Below are 20,773 nucleotides of genomic sequence, written 5' to 3'. Positions count from 1 at the left end.
AATAAGATGAAGAAATATATTTATTTAGTAGCAAATATTTTTATATTATTTGTTCTAGCGTCATGTGATGAGGAGTTAAATCAACTTCCTTTATCCCAAGGTACTACAGAGAACTTCTATTCAACGCCTAATGATTTTATTCAGGCTAGAAATGGTGTTTATTCGTTTGCATTCCACGGAGCTAACGAATATGGGTATGCCAATAGAGTATTGAATTTGAGTGAAACAAGATCTGACAACTTGTATGCTACTACTACTGCATCAAGAGAATGGGAAGGGATTAATAGTTTTTATACTTCAATAGCTTCTAATTCTTATTTGAAAGAAGCTTACGTAAGTAATTATAAAGCTATTTATTTAGCCAATCAATTATTAGAAAAAATAGACCAAAAAGGTTCTATTATCACTAATACTACTGATAGAGCAACAATGGCGGCCGAAGCTCGTTTTTTACGTGCGTTCTGTTATTTTGATTTAATCAGATGGTTTGGAAGTGTGCCGTTAATCGATAAAACGATGTCAGCTCAAGAAGCAGCAAAAATTGGAAGAACCCCTGTTAAAGACGTGTATACGTTAATTATTTCTGACCTAGAAAAAGCAATAGCTGATTTACCAGCATCTTACGCAGCTGCAGATTACGGAAGAGCGACTAAATATGCTGCAAAAGGAATCTTAGGATTAGTGTATATGACTCGTTCTAGTCCAACATACGGTATAGATGGTTCTACTCTAGGATTGAATGAATGGGATAAAGCGTACCAACAATTATTAGATATCAAGAATAGTGGGTTGTATGCATTTGGAACAGACTATGCGGCTATTTTTACAGTTGAAGGTCTCGCAAATAAAGAAAATGTTTTAACAATTCCATACACACAAGGAACTGGAAATGGAGTAGGAGGTAATTTTGTTATTGAAGTAGGATATGAGCCGTATTTCACTTCTTTAGGTTTAGCACAGCAAGGTTCTTTGGAAGCTAGACCAATTTCAAATGAATTTCTTAATAAATTTAGTTCCGTTGATAAAAGAAAAATACAAGGTATAGCAACGAGTTATACGGCTTCAAATGTGGCTTATACGTTACCTGTTTTCAAAAAATACATTGATAAAACTAGATATGGATTATCTAGAACAGATTGGGGTGTTGATTTTATGGTGATGCGTTATACAGATATTTTAATGATGATGGCTGAATGTACGCTTCACGGAGGTGGAGGAACTCAAGCTGACGTAGATGCTATTATGAATCAAGTTAGAACGAGAGCTGGTATTCCTGCAAATGCTTTGAATACAACTTTAGATCAATTATTTGATGAAAGAAGAAAAGAATTTTTCTCTGAAGGGACTAGATGGTTTGATTTAATTCGATCAGGAAATGCTTTGACTATTATGAATGCTTGGAAAGCGACAGAAGATATCAATAATAAGATACTTACTATTGATAAAAATTCGTTGCTATATCCAATTCCTTTGCAAGAAATTTTAGCTGCACCGGGATTATATACTCAAAATCCTGGATATTAATAAATTGTTTGAATTCCTTAAAAGGCGCTATACTTATAGCGCCTTTTTATTTTGCAGGCTAGTACAGGATACTCATATTAATTAGCTCTAGTATCTTTAAAATCTATCCGTTAAAATTTATTTACAATGATGAGTTTAAAAAAAATAACAGTATTTGTAGCCTTTATTTGTTTCCTGTTTTCGGCCAATGCCCAAATTAAATTGCCGTCTTTAGTAGGAGACAATATGGTTTTACAACAAAACGCTGTGGTTAATTTATGGGGATGGGCATCGCCAAATGAGAAAATTAGTATTCAGACGGGCTGGCAAACGTTTCCTTTAGAAATCATAGCTGATACAGAAGGCAATTGGAAAACAACTGTTACAACTCCTGCAGGAAGCACAAAAACGTATACTATTGAATTAGAAGGAAAAAATAAAATTATACTTCACAATATTTTGATTGGAGAAGTATGGATATGTTCGGGTCAATCCAATATGTTTTTCCCTGTAGGAAGAGAAGAGAAAACTTGGAAAACAGGAGTTAAGAACTATCAAGAAGAAGTAGAAAAGGCAAACTATCCCAATATACGACTGTTTACGGTGGCATTAGATGCTTCCCAAAAGCCCTTAAATGATGTTAAAGGTAGTTGGAAAGAATGCAATTCGAGTACAATTACTACCTTTTCGGCTGTAGCTTATTTTTTTGGTAGAGATCTTTATGAAAATTTACGTATTCCAATTGGTTTGATTTCTTCTTCTTGGGGAGGTACCAAAGCTGAGGCATGGACTTCGCAACAAGTATTAGAATCCAATCCTGATTTCTTACCTATTCTAGAGCGTAATGCTGTCAAAGAAAAAGAATACAATGCCGCTTTAGAAAAATATTATTTAAATATTCGTCAGCAAAAATTAGAAACCAATAAGGATTCGGATTTAGCTAAAGCGGTATTTAAAAAACCAACAAAAGAGAGTGTTAATAAAGAACCTTGTGTGTTGTACAATGCAATGCTTTATCCATTGATTAACTACACTATGAAAGGAGTTATCTGGTACCAAGGAGAGAGTAACTCAGAAAGGGCTTATCAATATAGAACTTTATTTCCAGCGATGGTTAAAAACTGGAGAGACGATTGGAAACAAGGCGATTTCCCTTTTTATTATGTTCAAATAACACCTCACCAAGGCCAAAATGCAGAGATAAGAGAAGCACAGTTATTGGCCTTGAAAACTATAAATAATTCAGGGATGGTGGTTACAACAGATGTAGGGGATGCTAAAAATATTCATCCAATTGACAAACAAACAGTTGGAAAAAGACTTGCTATTTGGGCTCGTGCTAAAACGTATGGAGAATCTAATTTGACTTATTCGGGACCAATATACAATCATATGAAATTAGTAGGGTCTCGTATCCAAATTTATTTTGATTACGCTGATTCAGGTCTAATGCAAAAAGGAGAACACCTAACAGAATTTGAAATTGCAGGAGAAGATAAATTATTTTATCCTGCTGAGGCAGTAATAAAGGGTAAATCTGTGTTGGTTTCTTCGTCAAAAGTAAAAAAACCAGTAGCGGTTCGATTTGCATGGAAAGCCATTCCAGAACCTAATTTATATAATAAAGAGAATTTGCCAGCATCACCATTCCGTACTGATGATTGGCCAGAGAAAACGTATATGAATTTTTAATTAGTTGTAGAAATTAATTATATGGAATTGATGTTTTATAAACATGTAAAGATGAAAATTATAATAGATAAAAATAAGATTTTACTTTCAATAATTTTTAGTGTATTATTCTTGCCTTTAATTGCACAAACTCGTCATATAGCAAGTAAACCGTTATTTAGAGATACTATTTACGATGGTGCTGCAGACCCAACGGTAATTTGGAATCTAAAAGAAAAGAAATGGTTTATGTTCTACACTAATAGGAGAGCCAATGACAAAGACAGTAAAGGAGTGAGTTGGGTTCATGGCACTCCTATCGGAATCGCAGCGTCTACAGATGGAGCACACTGGAGCTATAAACAAACTTGTAGGATTAATTATGCTCTTGAAAATGCGACCTATTGGGCACCAGATGTAATTGAACATAACGGTATTTTTCATATGTACCTGACCATAGTTCCAGGTGTTTTTGAAGATTGGAATCATCCACGTTATATTATTCATTTAACAAGTGAAAATTTATTAGACTGGGATTTTCAATCGGAATTGAAATTGGCTTCAGATCGTTGTATCGATGCTTCTGTATTTCGATTACCAAATGGGCATTGGCGAATGTATTACAATAACGAACGGGATAAGAAGTCTATTTATTACGCAGATAGTCCTGATTTATACCACTGGGTAGATATCAATCAGCAGGTTATAAAGGATAGAGGAGAAGGGCCCAAAGTATTTCATTGGAAAGGTAAAAACTGGATGATTTGTGATACTTGGAATGGACTAAGCGTTTATTCGTCAGAAGATTTTGTAAATTGGAATCGACAAGAGAAAAATATTTTGCAAATTCCAGGGGTTGGACAAGATGATCAAGTTATTGGGGGACATCCTGATGTGATTATAAATGGAAACAAGGCTTATATTTTTTATTTTACACACCCTGGCCGAATTCCAGAAAACAAAGGAAAAGATACTTACGATACTAGAAGAAGTTCTATTCAACTTGCAGAGCTTGAATATAAAAATGGTGAAATTATGTGTCATCGTGATCAAATTGTGAAGATTAATTTAAAACATAAAAAATGACAAAGAATACCTATCGAAATGCTTTCAAAATGAAATTAAAACCGGGTTTTGAGGCAGAGTATAAAAAAAGGCACGATGAAATTTGGCCTGAATTACAAGACTTGCTTTCTGAAGCAGGAGTCCATGATTATAGTATTTTTCTTGATGAAGAAACGTTAACTCTTTTTGCTTTTCAAAAATTAGATGAAGGCTTTAATGAATCGTATCTGCCTAACCATCCTGTGGTTAAAAAGTGGTGGAGTTATATGGCGGATATTATGGAAACTAATCCGGATAATTCTCCTGTTGCAATTCCGTTACAAGAGGTGTTTCATTTGGATTAATTTTTATAAAAATACCCCCGTTTTTAATCGGGGGTATACTGTTATTTTTTTGGAAGTATAATATATTCTTCAAGGCCAATTTTTCTGATTTTTTTTAGGCTTTCGGCAACCGTTTCGGCATTAAAAATAGCCCCATCAATACCTGTATGTGTATGGTCTTTTGGAAAAAAGGTATTGACTTTTTCTTTACCTAATTGCTCGTATTTCAAGGCTACAAGTTCGTTTAAATCGATGAAAAAAGCACCTGTATTTTCTGCTGCAATTTTCGACCATCCTCCGTAAGAATCAGCTCTTCGTTCCACTTTGTCGTTTGGCCATTCGTTTCTTGGCGTTTGACTCAAAACGATTGGAATAGCTCCTTTTTCTTTCGCTTCTTTGACGAATTTTTCCATATACCAACCAAAAGTTTGCACCGTTTCAGTGATACTATCTCGAACCACTTGTTGTGTTTCATTACCATTTCCTTTTAACGAACCTCTAAATTTTTCTTTATCAATCGCTCCAGCATCGTTATGACCAAATTGAATCATAATGAAGTCTCCGGGTTTTAATTGATTTTTTACCATATCCCACAATCCTTCTTTAACAAAAGTACGAGTGCTTCTTCCACCACGGGCTTTATTGATAACTTCAATTCTAGTGGTGTCGCAATATTTAGGGAAGGCAACTCCCCAACCTACGGCATTAGGATTGTTGCCATTATTGGCCATTGTCGAATCGCCAATCAAATAGATTTTTTTCTTGGCAGGAAGTATAATTTTTGGATTGTCTAAAATGTATTTTTTTAATGGGTTATCACTCGCTTTCAAACCTTCAATAATTGAAGTAGCTGACATCACAGCCCCTTTTGCAGAAGTATGTGTATGATCTCTTTTGTAAAAATAAGTTTCCGTAACATTAGATTCTCCTAATGTATCCATTTTAAGAGCCATTATAGCATTCAAATCGATAAAAGTCACGTTTTCTTTTTCAGCAATTTGTTTGGTCCATAATCCATACGATTTGTCGTTTCTTGGTACTTTCCCTGCTGCCCAATCGTTTCTTGGAATAGGGGAACAAATGATTGGGATTGCCCCTTTTGATTTGACCTCTTTTACTATTTTTTGTATATACCAACCGTAGCTGTGAACAGTTTCATGTTTTTTGGTTAGCATATTGTCAATTTCTTGGGTTTCTTCTCCAATGCCTTTGATGGTACCTCTTGCACGAAGTGTATCGTTCAATGGTCCATCGTCGTTGTGACCAAATTGGATTATTACATAATCTCCCTTTTTAAGCTTATTGTAAACGGGTTCCCATAATCCTTTACTTTGAAAAGTACGGCTACTTGTTCCGCCTAAGGCATGATTTTGAACGCTTATTTTTGTAGTATCCAAAAATTGTCCGATGAAATCGCCCCAACCCCAAAGTCCGCCAGCTCCATCACCTTTTCCATTTTTTACAGTGGAGTCACCTACGAGATAGATAACAGGTTTAGGGTGGTCTTTATCTTTAAAATTGAAAAATAAGAGTGCTATAAGTAGCACTAAGGCTATTTTGATTATTTTCATTGTATTTTAATTAGAATGTTGTTTATAGGTCCTAAAATCAAACCATAGATTCATTGAAATTCCGTCATCCCCTTTTTTGATGCGAATATTAGTGGGTTGACTTTCTGGACCTTGTTGCTCCAATGGTTTGAAATCACGCATCGCTGGAATTTCATACATAAAGGAAATGTCGCCTTCAGGAAAAGCAGGTTGTGGATTACTTCCTGGGAACCCATTTTTAGGTAAATCAGGAGTAAATAAGCGCAGGAACAAATTGTCAGATTCACTGAAAACTTTAAATGATGATGTACCTGCTTTTAAATTGGCACCTAATAAATTGGCATGATAGCCTTTAAATTCCGGATAAACTAAATTCTCAAAACTTTCTCCTGTTATTGTGGTATTATAGCTCTTTTCCCAAACACCATAAGTAGTTCCTTTGATTCTGTTTTTCCAAACATGATAAGGCCCTCTTCCGAACCACTTTATTCCAGTGACCTCCTTTTCAGGAAAACTGAATGTAACTCCAAAGGAATTAATTTTGTCTTCAAAATAAGCTCCGTCAAAACCACCTGAATTTTCTGCGTTTTTCAAAGTAATCAATTCCATTTTCAATCTACCATCAGGATGCATAATCCATTTTATAGTGTTTAATCCGCCAGAGTAAGTTACTGTGCAGACTGCTTTTTCACCTTCTTGTGAAAGTTTTACCTCTTTCAGTTTAGCTTTCATTCCTATAGGACGAGGACCATTCGTTAAAGGAACTACAGCAGTTGCGTTTTTAATCGTTACGATTTCCCCAGTTGTACTGTCCAAAGTAACCGTAACATTGGCTCCTGTTAAAACAACTTGATTTCCATTACGAGTTGCCACGGCCTTAGATTTAGTGTCTTTGGATAGTAAAAACTTAGAGGCAAAGTAATTGGCTTTATGAATAGGCCAAGTCCAAGTATAAATTTCCTTTTCATGTATGTCATACGCAGTTATTGATAAAACATCGCCATCGAAGAAATTATCAGGAACCGCAAATTTAATTTTGCGGGTTTCGCCGGGCTCAATACTTGGAATATCAATTTTTCCAGAACGTATTTCTTTAGAAACAGCATCTGAATAAAGAATGTCAGCATCTGATTGTATTATTTTGTATTCCATTTTGCAGGAATTTAAATTACTGAACAGGTAATCGTTGGTTATTAAAAAGGAACCATCAAAATCTTTGGTTACTTGTTTTGGCTGAAATTGGATAGGTGCCCAAATTTCTTTCACGGTATAATAACTTCCTTCTTTTTCTCTATGAGGGCCTAAAATTCCGTCTGCTCCTAAAGAACCTTTCGAGTCAAATTTCGCATCTCCTTTCCAATCTGAACGTAAAACAGCTTCATCTAAAAGAGCCCACATAAATCCCCCTGCAAATAAAGGACTTTGCTTGTATCTCGTCCAAAAATCTTCTAAAGCGGCACCGTGTCCGTTATCGTAAGTTCCGTGCATAAATTCTGTTGGAAAAAATACGTTTTCTCCACTGTTGAATCGGTGCATTCCTGTTAAATAAGTAGGGTAGTGGTGCGTATCCCAACCATTGAAGTCCGACCAAGGATGAATCACGATTCTTTTTTGTGGATCATTTTCGGTAAAAACGTTATCCACTTCGTAATTCCATCCCCCTTCGTTTCCGTTGTCCCAAATAATTACTGAAGGATGGTTAACATCGCGACGCACCATTTCTTGAACTAATTTAGTTCCTGTTGGGGTGTCGTACGAATTTTGCCATCCAGCCAATTCATTCAAAACAAAAAGTCCTAATGAGTCGCAAACGTCCATAAAATGATCGTCGGGTGGGTAATGACCCCGAACAGCATTCATGTTCATGTCTTTTAGCAACTGACCGTCTAATATGCTAATGCGTTTGCTGGTGCTTCGCCCGCCCTCTGGCCAAAAGGAATGGCGGTTGATACCCTTCATTATGATCTTGGTGCCATTCACATAAATTCCGTCTTTTTTCTTGAATTCTAATGTTCTGAAACCAATTTTTTTGTCCAATTTATAAAGTACCGTCCCGTTTTGTTTTAGAGCTAGTTCTAAGTTGTATAAATTGGGGGTTTCTGTATTCCACGGTTTGATATCTTTCCATTGGGCAGCAATAGTTTCTTTACCACTTTTTGCCTTAATTGGAAAAGAGAATGTTTGAAAATTTTCTCCGTTCAATCCTTTAAGAGATGCTTCTAGCACGGTACTTTTAGGAATGTTTTTAAGATTCATATCAATAGTGATTGAACCATCCATTTTGGCGTTAACTGCAATATGCTGAATTTGTGTTTTTGGTGAAACTTCTAGCCATACTGGACGATAAATTCCGCCAAATAACCACCAATCTGCTCTTCGTTCTGCAGCATTAACAGAGTTGTTACTTGAATGTTTCCATACATGAACTTCCAGCTTGTTTTTGGTGCCAAATTGTAATAAAGAAGTAATGTCGTATTTGAATTCATAAAAACCACCTTGGTGAATTTCTCCAGCTAATTTACCGTTTATTTTCACTTCGGTATCAGTCATGGCTCCACCAAAAGCAATCACTACATCTTTGTCTTTATAGTCGGCAGGAATTTCAAATTCGTATTTATAAAGACCTTCTTCTTTACTAGGCTCTTTCTGGTTTAATTCTTTGTACCATCTTCCATAGGTGTATTCTCCAAAACCTTCTAATTCCCATTGAGAAGGCACGTTTATTTTTGACCAGATTTTACTGTTATTTCCATCAGTGCAATAAAAATCCCATTGAATGGGATGTTCAAAATCTTTTCCAGAAAGGAATATTTTATCGGTTTGTTGAGCAACGCTTTTTTTTGAAAAAAATGCTAAAAGAATAATAATGAGGTACGAGAATATTTTTTTTAAAATCATGATTCAAGATAGATTAATTGCCATCTGGTTTTACTGCTTCAAATCGAGAACTCATTGGAAGGGTCCAATTTGAAAACATATTAGGTTGTTTTGGGTTGTAAGTAGTAACAGATGGTAAGATGTGTTGTTTTAACGGAATCGGTAATTTTTGAATTCCTGTAATTACACATCGTGCAACTTCATTAGCACCAAAACTATTAAAGTGCGTATTGTCTTCTAAAATATTCGTTTGACCAGGAAAAGTATTGGCTGGGTATTGCACAAATGCTTTTCTAGAAAGAGGGTCTCCCCATGCTTCGTAGAGATCAGTAGTTATTTTAGTAATGTCAATAAGTGATACATTATTTCTTGTAGCTACTGCGCGCATGGCATCAGGAAATTCCCCGTGAGTGGCTTTTAAGGTTCCGTTTTCATTAAAAAAGCGACGTTGAGTTGGAGTTACTAAAATAGGAATTGCTCCTTTCGATTTTGCCATTTGAATAAATTCAGTGAGCAAGTCAGAATAAGAACGCCATGGACCATTTTCTTCGCCTTTTATTTTTTCGTCGTTATGACCAAATTCAATAATGAGATAATCTCCTGGTTGAATTAATGTTTCTATTTTTTTTAATCGGCCACTTGATTTGAAAGAACTCAGAGAGGCTCCAGAAACAGCATAGTTAGCTACTACAATAGCAGTGTCAAAATACTGAGTTATACATTGTCCCCAAGACGCCCAAGGTTCTAAATCTTGGTCAGTCACAGTAGAATCTCCAGCCAAGAAAAGGGTCGTTATTTTTGATATGGGGATGATTTCAATTTTATGGATAGCCACGATTCCAAGAAATTCTAAAGAAAGTTTATCGTCCCAGTTGAGGTCACTTAGTTCTCTTTCTTTAAGAGTAATAGAGGAATTAGTGTCGATTTTAGGGTTTCTTACATTCACATTGAAAGTTTTGGATATTTCTTTTCCTTTTGGAATTCGGAGTTCGGCGAGCAGTATTCGTCTGGATTCCGCTTTAATAGTGATATTAGATTCTTGCTCACTACTCCCCATGGTGACTTTAATGCTATAATTACCTTCAGGAAGTTTAATTGAAAAATAAGTTGGCTTTATAGCGCTAAAGTTATTAGCCTTAATTTGTACATTTTGTGCAGTATTGAAGTCAAATCCATAGCCTGTCTTGGAGTCATATTGAATAGAAGAATCAATTATAATCCCTGTCTTGTTTTTGTTTTTGCCAAAAATAAACTGCTGAATTTTCGTCTTATTTATACCGTTGATTGTGTTGTTTTTAGTTGGATCGTTTTGGGAATCAAACCAATTCATAGAGAAACCTATATTGGCAGAACCAAAGAGAAAAACAAGAACAAATAGTTTTTTTAAAGTCATAAAAACAATAAATAAAGATGTACGTAGTATTCAAAAATAGTTGTTGAAGTTTGTATTACTGTCCTGTACCATCCTGACAAGTTGAGGTAAAAAGTTACCTAATATCAGGTAGGTACAGGACAGTAAATCATTTTAAAATAAAGAAATTGCCTTTCAGTTTTTCAAAACACATCAAAGAAAAACAAAGTATGATACATAATAAAATACCTCGTCTTTTTTTTAACTGTCTGTTTTTTTTATTGCCAATTATAATTATTGGTCAAGAAAAAGCCCTTTGGCACGGAAATGTCCGTACAATGCATTATGTGCCTGATGGAGATAGTTTTCTTCTGAAAAATGGTACAAGAAAATTCAATAGAGCGCTCTATGGAACCCATACAGCGTTTAGAGTTGAGGCCGGTGATTTACCAGAATTTGCTTTGTATATGCCAGGAATGGGAGGTAATTTTAAATTAGGTATTGGTACAGGCACTACTAGTAAATGGCTTACTACAGCTAAAACAATTACGGCAAGATATAGAGCTGGTGCGATGCTTTATACTATAGAAGACCCGATGCTTGGAACTGGAAAATTGTTGCTGGAAGTATTGGCAATGGCAGATGCGGAAGGTTGTATTATAAAAGCAAAAATGCAAGATGTAAAAACACCCGTTGTATTATTCTGGGCTTTTGGTGGTGCTTCGGGTAAAAAGTTCAGTCGTGATGGAGACATGGGGCCAGATCCTGAATCAAGTTTTTACCTAAAACCCGAAAATTGCAAGGATAATAATTATACGATTGAAAACACAGGCTTTACTTTGCAATACGGAACGGGATTAGAAGTCGGAAAAGACGGTCGCTATTTTGTAGAAGATTTAAAGCAAGAATCTAAAAAACTTAAAGCACAAGTATTAGTAGGAACTTTTCCTTCAGAGGCTACACTAAAAATAAGTGAGGCTACTAAATTAAACACACCACAAGGATTTTATGATTCGAATGCAGAAGGTGCGCCCGCTTTAGCAGGTAGAATAGATGCTAAAACCAATACGGATTATTACTTTACTATCCATAATCCAGCTACTAAAATTGCGTTTAATTATAGTGAGGTACCTCAGGTTTTTGCAAAGGCAGAAATAGCTCGAAAATCAATAGCAGATCGTATTACCATCACTACTCCAGATCCTTATATTAATACTCTTGGTGGAACTTTGGCGATAGCATCAGATGCTACTTGGGAAGCACCGTCTTATATGCACGGTTCAATAGGTTGGCGTATGCGATTGAATGGTTGGCGAGGTGCATATACTGCAGATGCTTTGGGTTGGCATGACCGAGCCAAAATGCATTTAGAAAGCTATGCTAAATCTCAACTAACAAGCCCAATGAGCGGATCTGTTATTGCCGATACGGTACATCATCTGTCTCGAAGTCTTGAGAAACTTGGAGTAGGAATGTTTACGAGTGGTTATATTAGTAGAAATCCTAATGGAGAAAAACTAACTGCACATCATTACGATATGAATTTAGTATATATCGATATATTATTGCGGCATTACGAATGGACGGCTGATATGACTTTTTTAAAGGAAACTTGGCCGGTAGTAAAGCGTCATCTAGAATGGGAGACTCGCAATTTTGATTCGGATAGAGATGGTTTGTACGATGCTTATGCAGCTATTTGGGCGAGCGATGCCTTGCAATATAGTGGCGGAGGTGTGGCACATTCATCGGCTTATAATTATTATGCATTCAAAAAAGCGGCACAAATAGCCACTATTCTTGGTGAAGACCCAACACCTTACCGTAATGAGGCTGATACGATTTTGAACGCGATGAATACTCAATTATGGATGAAAGATAAGGGGACTTTTGCCGAATATAAAGATGCATTGGGAAACCGTTTATTGCATTCGGCACCTGCATTATGGACGGTTTATCACAGTTTAGATTCGGAAACGACGAACCCATTTCAGGCCTATCAGAGTTTGCGTTACATCGATAATGAAATACCACATATTCCCATAAAAGCAAAAGGTTTAGATGATGATGGTTATTATACGCTTTCTACTACCAAATGGATGCCTTATGAGTGGTCATTAAACAATTCGGTATTGGCAGAATCGATGCATACAGCACTTGCCAATTGGCAAGGAGGTCGTACTGACGAAGCGTATAAATTATTTAAAAGTGAGGTGCTAGCTTCGATGTACCTTGGCGGAAGCCCTGGTAATTTTGTGCAAATTTCGTATTATGACGCGATACGTAATGAAGCTTACAGAGATTTTGGCGATCCTATAGGAATGTTTTCAAGAGCTTTGGTAGAAGGTCTTTTTGGGATTGTACCAAATGGGTTGAGTAACAGACTTACTATTCGCCCAGGTTTGCCTTCAACTTGGAATTACGCTTCTTTTGCCACACCAGATATTTCGTTTGATTTTAAACGTAGTGGTCCAAAAGATGTGTATACATTGGAACCTAAATTACCTCAAAGTCTTAATTTAAAATTCCAAGCTATTGCTAAAGGTCAGGTAAAAAACATTACTATAAATGGGAAATCGGTTAGTTGGATAAATATAGCTTCAGCTGTAGGCAAACCAGTAATCGAAATTAACACAACCGCATCTGATAAATATGTAATCCATATTACTTGGCAAGGAGATAAACCGGTATTGCCGCCTGCTGAAAAAACATATATAAATGGTAGTTTGATAAACGAAAATTTTTCAGGAGCAACTGTTTTAAAAGTAAATGACCCACAAAACGCATTGAAGAATATTGTTACTCAATCATCGGGATTTTCAGCTAAAGTTAATGCTTCAGCTGGAAATTATACTGTATTTCTACAATTACAACAAGGAAAATTATCGTGGTGGATGCCCATTTGTTTCAAAGTTGAAAAGGCGGTTCGTTTAATTACAAGAAAGGATTCGGAGGAAAATAGCAATAGTTTTGTATTGCAGAATAATACAAACAGTCCTGTACAAGCAGTTGTACGTGTCAACGGATTTACTACATCAGTCGACATTCCTTCGGGTAAATTTAGTACAGAGGTAGTAGTTCCTGAAAACAACCTGATGACAGGAACAAATCTCGTAACCATTACACTTTCTAATGGTGAAATTGTAACTGAATCGTTATACAATTGGCAGGCTACTACAAAAGATAAGCTAGAAACTGTTGATTTGTCAGGGTATTTTAATGATAAGGTTACCCAAATCTTTAAAAATAAATACCTGTCTCCACGACCACAGGTTACTACTTTACAACTCCCTTGGCAAGGGATAGGCGATTGGCCACATTCATTACGAACATTTGATGTAGATGATGGTGGTTTCCGCAAATTAGCAGGAGAAAAGAACACAATCACACTTCCTCAGGGTGTTTTATTTTCAACCCCAGGGATAGAAGGTGCCAACAATATTTTATTCACTTCGCAATGGGATAATTATCCAAAAGAGAAAACCATTCCACTTACAGGAAATGCTTCTCACGCGTGGTTTTTAATGGCGGGTTCTACAAATCCTATGCAAAGCCAATTTGATAATGGTGTTGTAATTATTGAATATACTGATGGCACAACCGATAAATTGGTGTTACGAAATCCAGAAACCTGGTGGCCAATAGAACAAGATTATTATACAGATGGTTTTGCTTTTGCATTGAAAATACCACGGCCTATGCGGGTTCATTTAAAAACAGGAACAATCGTTTCTGGAAAGGAGTCAAAAGAAAAATACAATGGGAAATCAATTGATGGTGGAGCTGCTACCATTTTAGATTTACCCTTGAATAAAAACAAAAAATTGAAAAGTCTTACGTTACGAACAATTGCTAATGATGTAGTCATTGGATTAATGAGTGTTACCTTAGCTAGATAAAAATTAAAATCATGAAGTACAATTTTATACTCTTATTATTCTCTTTTTCCCTATTAGCGCAATCTAAAATAGACCGAAAAGCGTTAGTCAGTCGTCATAATGTTCATGTCCACGAGATAGATACTTTAGCTTCTTTAACGGTAGGGAATGGTACTTTTGCATTTACGGTAGATGCTACAGGATTGCAAACTTTTCCAGATACCTATAAGAATGGAGTTCCATTAGGCACAGCTTCAGAATGGGGTTGGGATAGTTATAAAAATAAGAATCAGTATAAATTTTCAGAAACCTTAAAAGAATTTAAACAGTTTGGTCGAAATATCTCGTATACGACTCAGTTGAAAACCCCCGAAAGAGTTAAAGAAGCGGTCAATTGGTTCAGGCAAAATCCACATTTATTGCAATTAGGTAATTTAGGATTTGAGTTGGTTAAAAAAGATGGCACCTTGGCTCAACCTAAGGATATTAAATCGATTTCTCAGGTATTAAATTTATGGACTGGTGAAATTGAAAGTTCTTTCATCCTTGAAGGAATACCAGTGAAGGTGAAAACTTCTTCCCATCAAAATAAAGACGCGATAGGGGTTAAAATACAATCTGATTTACTTCAAAGTGGGAGGTTGAAAATTCGATTAAAAATTCCGTATCCAACAGGAAATTGGGACGATACAGGAACGAAATGGGAAGGTGTTGAAGATTATATAAGTACGGTTGTCCAAAAAACTAAGACATCGGCTCTTGTGACGCATGAGATGGATAGTCTCTCTTATGCTATTCGTTTGAATTGGAAAGGGAATGCTCAATTAAAAAAGAAAGGCAATCATTATTTTCTAATAGAACCTTTTAAAACAAACACCATAGAACTGAGCTGTTTGTTTGCCCCAACAACCAATAAAGAACAAACAGTTCCTTCATTTTCGGAGATTCAAACTAGTAGTACATCAGGTTGGCAACATTTTTGGGAGAGTGGTGCAGCGGTTGATTTTTCGGGAAGCACAGACAAACGCGCCCATGAATTGGAACGAAGAGTCATCCTTTCTCAATATGTAACAAAACTACAGTGTACTGGAACAGTACCTCCTCAAGAAACAGGTTTGACCTATAACAGTTGGTACGGAAAACCCCATTTAGAAATGCATTGGTGGCACGGGGTACATTTTGCACTCTGGAATCGTCCGGAGTTACTTGAAAAAAGTCTTCCGTGGTATCAAAAAGTTTTCGATAAAGCTAAAATAATTGCCCAAAGACAAGGATTCGAGGGTGCTAGATGGCAAAAAATGACTGACCCTGATGGCAATGAAAGCCCATCTTCAATAGGTTCTTTTCTTATTTGGCAACAACCTCATTTTATTACCTATGCGGAGTTGTTGTACCGTTCCTTACCTACTCAGCTGACTTTAGAAAAATACAAAGAACGTGTTTTTGCTACGGCAGATTTTATGGCTTCGTTTGCACAATATGATCCTGAAAAGAAAGTTTATAATTTGGGACCCGGAGTTATTCCTGCACAAGAACGTTTTAAGGCAATGGAAACGTTTAACCCAACGTATGAGTTGGCGTATTGGAATTGGGCATTAAATACTGCCATTAATTGGAAGAAAAGATTGAATGAATCTGTTCCAGAACGATGGAAAGAAGTAGCTATAAAATTAGCCCCTCTTCCTGTGAAGAATCAAGTATATCTTGCCACAGAAAGTGCTACAGATTCCTATACAAATCCCGAATTTAAGACAGATCATCCTTCGGTGTTAGGGACCTTTGGAATGCTTCCAGAGACAAGCCTTTTGGATAAATCCATAATGAAAAATACATTTAATTTGATTTGGGACAATTGGTCTTGGGAAAAAACATGGGGATGGGATTTTCCAATGACTGCTATGTGTGCGGCACGTTTACAGCTTCCAGAAAAAGCTGTGGATGCTTTGTTTATGAATGTTAGAACCAATACCTATTTAAAAAATGGGCATAATTTTCAAGATGAACGACTTCGCTTGTATTTGCCAGGAAATGGAGGAGTGTTAGCAGCTGTTGCTATGATGTGTGCTGGATGGGATGGAAGTACAGAGGTCAATCCTGGATTCCCAAAAGATGGTACTTGGAAAGTACAAAGTGAAGGGTTTAAAAAGATGTTTTAAAAGAGGATAATAATTAATTAAAAAATCATGATAAATTTTTTTAAAAAAAGTCACTTATTGTTGGTTTTATTCATTTTGTCTGGTTGGACCCTTTTTGGTCAAAGACAAATGGAAGCACTAGACAGAGGTGTAATTGTAGTAAATGATAATGGTAATTTTTTTATTGGATGGAGAGTTTTAGGTACCGACCCTGATAATTTGGCCTTTAACCTATACCGCAAGAGTGCAGGTAACACTGCAATTCGACTTAATAAAGCGCCTATCGTAGGGGCAACTAATTTTATAGATACCAAAGCTAAAGTTAGGGATGAAAATACATGGTATGTTACCACCGTTCTTGATGGTGTTGAAAGTGATCCCTTAGGGAGTTTTACACTTCCTTCTAATAGTTTAGAAAGACAATATTTATCCATTCCTATAAAAGAGAAAATAGGATACATTCCTAATGATGTTGCTGTAGGAGATTTGAATGGAGATGGGCAGTACGAGTTAATAGTTCATTTAACAGGCAAAGGACTAGATCCTTCTTTTACAGGAATGACAGACCCTCCTGTTTTTCAAGCGTATACTTTAGGAGGCGTTTTTTTATGGGAAATCAATTTAGGAATTAATATTCGTGAAGGGGCACATTACACTCAATTTTTAGTGTATGATTTTGATGGTGATGGGATTTCGGAATTTGTATGTAAAACAGCAGATGGTACTACGGATAGTCTCGGAAAATCAGTGGGGGATGTTTCCAAAGATTGGAGGGATAAAAAAACAGATTCACCTACTTATGGTAAAATAGTAGAAGGGCCAGAATATCTTTCCATTTTTAATGGAAAAACAGGAGAATTGATTAGTACCGTTGACTATATTCCATCTAGAGGAGATTTAGGGGCTTGGGGAGGTCAAGGAGGTAATGGAAAAAACGACAAAACTGCGAACCGATCAGATCGTTTTACAGCTTGTGTGGCTTATTTAGATGGGATTCATCCAAGTATAGTAATGGGTAGAGGATATTATGGAAGAACTGTTTTGGCTGCCTGGGATTTCAAAGATAAAAAAATGAGTTCTAGATGGGTATTCGATACTAAGAATGGGAATGACCCTTATTCAGGAATGGGGAATCATAATCTTTCGGTTGCCGATGTAGATAATGATGGACGGGATGAAATTATTTTTGGTTCTATGTGTGTAGATGACAATGGAAAAGGATTGTATACTACTGGTTTGAGACATGGGGACGCCTTGCACGTAAGTGATTTTGACCCAACTATTCCTGGACTAGAAGTTTTTGGAGTTCATGAAATTGAAGAAGGAACCACAGGTCCTGGAGTGGCTTTGTTTTCAGCTATTAATGGAGAAATTTTGTTTTTAGGTTCACAAAATAAGGATGTTGGTAGAGGTGTTGCGGATAATATTGATGCCACTAAAGAGGGGGCGCAAATGTGGTCGTCAGGATCTCCTTTTTTATTTGATATTAAAGGAAACATAGTAGGGAAAGTTCCTGCATCAACTAATTTTTTAATTTATTGGGACGGAGATTCGAGTAGAGAATTGCTCAATTCTAACACCATCGATAAGTATGGTTCTGGAAGGTTATTTACAGCTGAAGGCGCGGCATCTAATAATGGGACTAAATCAACTCCAGCACTTTCTGCTGATATCTTCGGTGATTGGAGAGAAGAACTTATTCTAAGAAGCTCAGATAATAAAGAATTAAGAATTTATACAACCACTATTCCAACTGAGATTAAACAATATACATTGATGCATGATCCTCAATACAGATTGAGCATTGCTTGGCAAAATGTTGGATATAATCAGCCACCTCACACTAGTTTTTATATGGGAAAAGGGATGAAATCTGTTTCAAAACCTAATATTATATTGCTTCCATTCAATCAATTTAATTTGATAAAAAAGAAATAAAAATATTTTATTTGAGATGCCTCTTTTTGTCTTTAAGACAAAAGGATATTGTTATTTGAAAATTTAAATAGAATTCCTATCAATGAAATTAAATGGGACTTTAACGGTGCCTTTTTCATTGTTCATAATCATTTGAGAAGCGCTTTCTCCCATTACTTTGAAATCGGTAGACATAACGGTTATGCCAAGTAATTCTTTTAGAGGGGTGTCGTTATAAGAAATAATCCCGATATTTTCTCCTAAAGTGAATGTACTATCTCTGATTTGTTTTACTAAACTCACTAAGTCAGATTCTTCAATAGTGATAAATAAATCCCCTTTTTTCAGGATCATATCATCATAGACTTCATTCAAAATTTCAAAATTAATAGAATACTCTACGCAAAATTTTCTAAATCCATGCAAAATTCTTCTTGGGTACGGATAAACTGCTTTATCTGGATAGATTAGAATTAATTTTTCATAATTGGCTATTTTAGATAGACCTTCTTTTAGTGCATTATAAATATCATTTTCAAAATCTTGGTAAATTTCAACGATTTGGCCATCCATTCCGAGCTTAATATTATCCATAATAACAAGCTTTTCTTTAGGGATTTTCTTTATAGCTTTTACCACTTCTTCGGTATAACTCACATGTTTTAAATCGTCTGTTTTAAAGTGAGGCATGATTACATAGTAATCATAATCGTCTTTGTTTTTATCCAAAAGATTTAAAAATAAAGTTTCGTCACAATGATAAATCAATAAATCAGTGTTTGAATTAGCTCCAATACTATTGACAAAAGAGTTATACGTTGTCATTTTGTATGGGCTTAGTTTATTAATTAAAAAAAGAATATTTGTTTTAGAAATTAAATTGGTACGGGTAATATAATACCCTTTTCCTTTAATGGAAGAAATTACTTTTCGCTCTTTTAAAATATTGTATGCTTTTTCTACGGTATCTCTAGAGATATAAAAATCTTCACTAAACATATTTATTGATGGAATCTTTTGATTTATTTGAAGATTTCCAATAGAGATATTATAAATGATAGAGTCTACAATTTGCTTGTATTTTGGTACTCGTGAATTTTCATCTATATTGATAAATTTAATCATTTCCATAATAAATACAGGTGTTCTATTCGTATTTAGTTTTTGACGATATTGGGAATCTCTACAAAATAAGCTCTAGTTTAAAATGCAAAAAGGTGTTGTTATTTAGGTACAATAAACGGCTCAAATATATATATTAAATTTAATCCTACAATGCTATTAGATGTTATTATTTCGAAGGTTTTGTTTGCTAATCAATTGAGATAATTGTAAAAATAAATTAGAATTAAAATTCTTTTTTAGTAAAGGATAGTACAGGATAGTTTTGTTTTTTACATTCTTTTATTTTACCAAACGAAAATTAGTAATTAAAAAAATAGAAAAGAATGGAATCATTATTAGGAATTTTATTTCACTCGATAGGAGGTTTCTCCTCGGGAAGTTTTTATATGCCTTTTAAAAAGGTAAAAGGATGGTCTTGGGAAAGCTACTGGATTGTAGGAGGTTTTTTTTCATGGCTCATTGTACCACCCATCGCAGCTTATTTAACGGTTCCTAATTTTTCTGCTATTATTAGTGCTACTGCTCCTTCTATTAAAACAGTAACCTATACTATGGGATTGATATGGGGTATTGGCGGATTAACCTATGGATTAGGTGTGCGTTATTTGGGAATGTCCTTAGGAAATTCAATAACATTAGGTTTTTGTTCTGCTTTTGGAGCATTAGTCCCTTCTATTTATTATAATTTTTACCCTGTTGAGGGAAAAGTTTCTTTTACGGATATGATTTCTAATACAGGAGGTCAAATGGTGTTGTTTGGAGTTTTAGTTTGTCTGATTGGAATAGCAATTTCTGGGAAAGCAGGAATGCTAAAAGAAGCTGATTTTGCTACAGGTCATGAAGATAAAGACAAAGATTTTAGTTTAGTAAAAGGATTAATTATTGCTATTATTTCGGGTATTTTGAGTTCATTTTTCAATTTCGGAATCGAAGCTGGAAAGCCAATGGCAGATGAAGCAGTGCGACAAGGATTTAACCCGTTGTTTCAAAATAACGTGACTTATATCGTGATCCTTTGGGGAGGATTAACCACTAACTTCATTTGGTGTATGTACCTGAACTTCAAAAATAAATCATTTGTAGATTACACCAATACCGCCACACCTATAGCTAAAAATGTGCTGTTTTCATCTATTGCAGGGACCATGTGGTTTTTACAATTTTTCTTTTATGGAATGGGAGAAAGTAAATTAGGTAATGGGGCGAGTTCATGGATTTTACACATGGCTACGATCATTTTAACGGCTAATTTTTGGGGATTTTATTTAAAAGAATGGTCAGGCGTTTCCAAAAAAACGTTCCGAACATTTCTTTTAGGAATCGGTCTAATCTTGGCATCCATTTTTATAGTGGGTATTGGAAACTCATTATAATTGTA

At 35.5% G+C, this 20,773-nt stretch carries 12 protein-coding genes; 8 read left to right on the top strand and 4 right to left on the bottom strand.

From position 1 onward, the window contains the following. Positions 1–6 precede the first annotated feature (6 nt). The 4 genes from Q0L65_RS07320 (at position 7) to rhaM (ending at position 4,583) form a co-directional block, all read left to right on the top strand. Positions 7–1,524, top strand: coding sequence for a RagB/SusD family nutrient uptake outer membrane protein (locus Q0L65_RS07320; protein WP_296684881.1), 1,518 nt, complete (start codon positions 7–9; stop codon positions 1,522–1,524). A gap of 126 nt (positions 1,525–1,650) precedes the next feature. Continuing rightward, positions 1,651–3,195, top strand: coding sequence for a sialate O-acetylesterase (locus tag Q0L65_RS07315; RefSeq protein WP_296684879.1), 1,545 nt, complete (start codon positions 1,651–1,653; stop codon positions 3,193–3,195). 51 nt (positions 3,196–3,246) lie between these two features. Then, positions 3,247–4,260: a family 43 glycosylhydrolase gene (locus Q0L65_RS07310; RefSeq protein ID WP_296684877.1), complete on the top strand. Its 1,014-nt coding sequence runs from the start codon at positions 3,247–3,249 to the stop codon at positions 4,258–4,260. After that, entirely contained in the window at positions 4,257–4,583 is a 327-nt protein-coding gene (rhaM, locus tag Q0L65_RS07305) for an L-rhamnose mutarotase (protein ID WP_296684875.1), read from the top strand. The genes Q0L65_RS07310 and rhaM overlap by 4 nt, the downstream gene beginning before the upstream one ends. Positions 4,584–4,624: 41 nt before the next feature. On the opposite strand, the gene Q0L65_RS07300 is transcribed toward rhaM, so the two are convergent. The 3 genes from Q0L65_RS07300 to Q0L65_RS07290 are packed head-to-tail and all read right to left on the bottom strand — an operon-like array spanning position 4,625 to position 10,382. After that, entirely contained in the window at positions 4,625–6,133 is a 1,509-nt protein-coding gene (locus Q0L65_RS07300; RefSeq protein ID WP_296684874.1) for a rhamnogalacturonan acetylesterase, read from the bottom strand. A 6-nt stretch (positions 6,134–6,139) separates the two neighbouring features. Then, positions 6,140–9,010 carry a glycoside hydrolase family 2 TIM barrel-domain containing protein gene (locus Q0L65_RS07295; RefSeq protein WP_296684872.1) on the bottom strand — a complete coding sequence of 957 codons (2,871 nt, stop codon included), beginning with the start codon at positions 9,008–9,010 and terminating at the stop codon, positions 6,140–6,142. 13 nt (positions 9,011–9,023) lie between these two features. Further along, positions 9,024–10,382: a rhamnogalacturonan acetylesterase gene (locus Q0L65_RS07290; RefSeq protein WP_296684870.1), complete on the bottom strand. Its 1,359-nt coding sequence runs from the start codon at positions 10,380–10,382 to the stop codon at positions 9,024–9,026. 188 nt (positions 10,383–10,570) lie between these two features. Here Q0L65_RS07290 and Q0L65_RS07285 point away from each other — a divergent pair, with 188 nt between their 5' ends. From Q0L65_RS07285 to Q0L65_RS07275, 3 genes are read left to right on the top strand one after another with little or no spacing between them, the layout of a single operon-like run. Then, positions 10,571–14,239 carry a DUF4450 domain-containing protein gene (locus tag Q0L65_RS07285; protein ID WP_296684869.1) on the top strand — a complete coding sequence of 1,223 codons (3,669 nt, stop codon included), beginning with the start codon at positions 10,571–10,573 and terminating at the stop codon, positions 14,237–14,239. Positions 14,240–14,250: 11 nt separating this feature from the next. Continuing rightward, the gene (locus tag Q0L65_RS07280; RefSeq protein WP_296684868.1) at positions 14,251–16,374 is read left to right on the top strand and encodes a hypothetical protein; all 2,124 of its coding nucleotides are present in this window, start codon (positions 14,251–14,253) and stop codon (positions 16,372–16,374) included. Between the two features lie 27 nt (positions 16,375–16,401). Continuing rightward, positions 16,402–18,291, top strand: a complete 1,890-nt coding sequence (locus Q0L65_RS07275) for a rhamnogalacturonan lyase (RefSeq protein ID WP_296684866.1) — start codon at positions 16,402–16,404, stop codon at positions 18,289–18,291. A gap of 63 nt (positions 18,292–18,354) precedes the next feature. Here Q0L65_RS07275 and Q0L65_RS07270 read toward each other — a convergent pair whose 3' ends face one another. Further along, positions 18,355–19,395: a GntR family transcriptional regulator gene (locus Q0L65_RS07270; RefSeq protein WP_296685206.1), complete on the bottom strand. Its 1,041-nt coding sequence runs from the start codon at positions 19,393–19,395 to the stop codon at positions 18,355–18,357. A gap of 323 nt (positions 19,396–19,718) precedes the next feature. Between Q0L65_RS07270 and rhaT the strand changes: the two genes are divergently transcribed. Next, positions 19,719–20,768 (top strand): L-rhamnose/proton symporter RhaT, encoded by a 1,050-nt coding sequence (gene rhaT / locus Q0L65_RS07265; RefSeq protein WP_296684864.1) that lies wholly within the window; start codon positions 19,719–19,721, stop codon positions 20,766–20,768. The last annotated feature ends 5 nt before the right edge of the window (positions 20,769–20,773 follow it).

This window comes from Flavobacterium sp. (assembly GCF_024642105.1).
Taxonomy (GTDB): Bacteria; Bacteroidota; Bacteroidia; order Flavobacteriales; family Flavobacteriaceae; genus Flavobacterium.
Note: the sequence above shows the minus strand (reverse complement) of the source record. Positions and strands in the feature narration are given on the sequence as shown.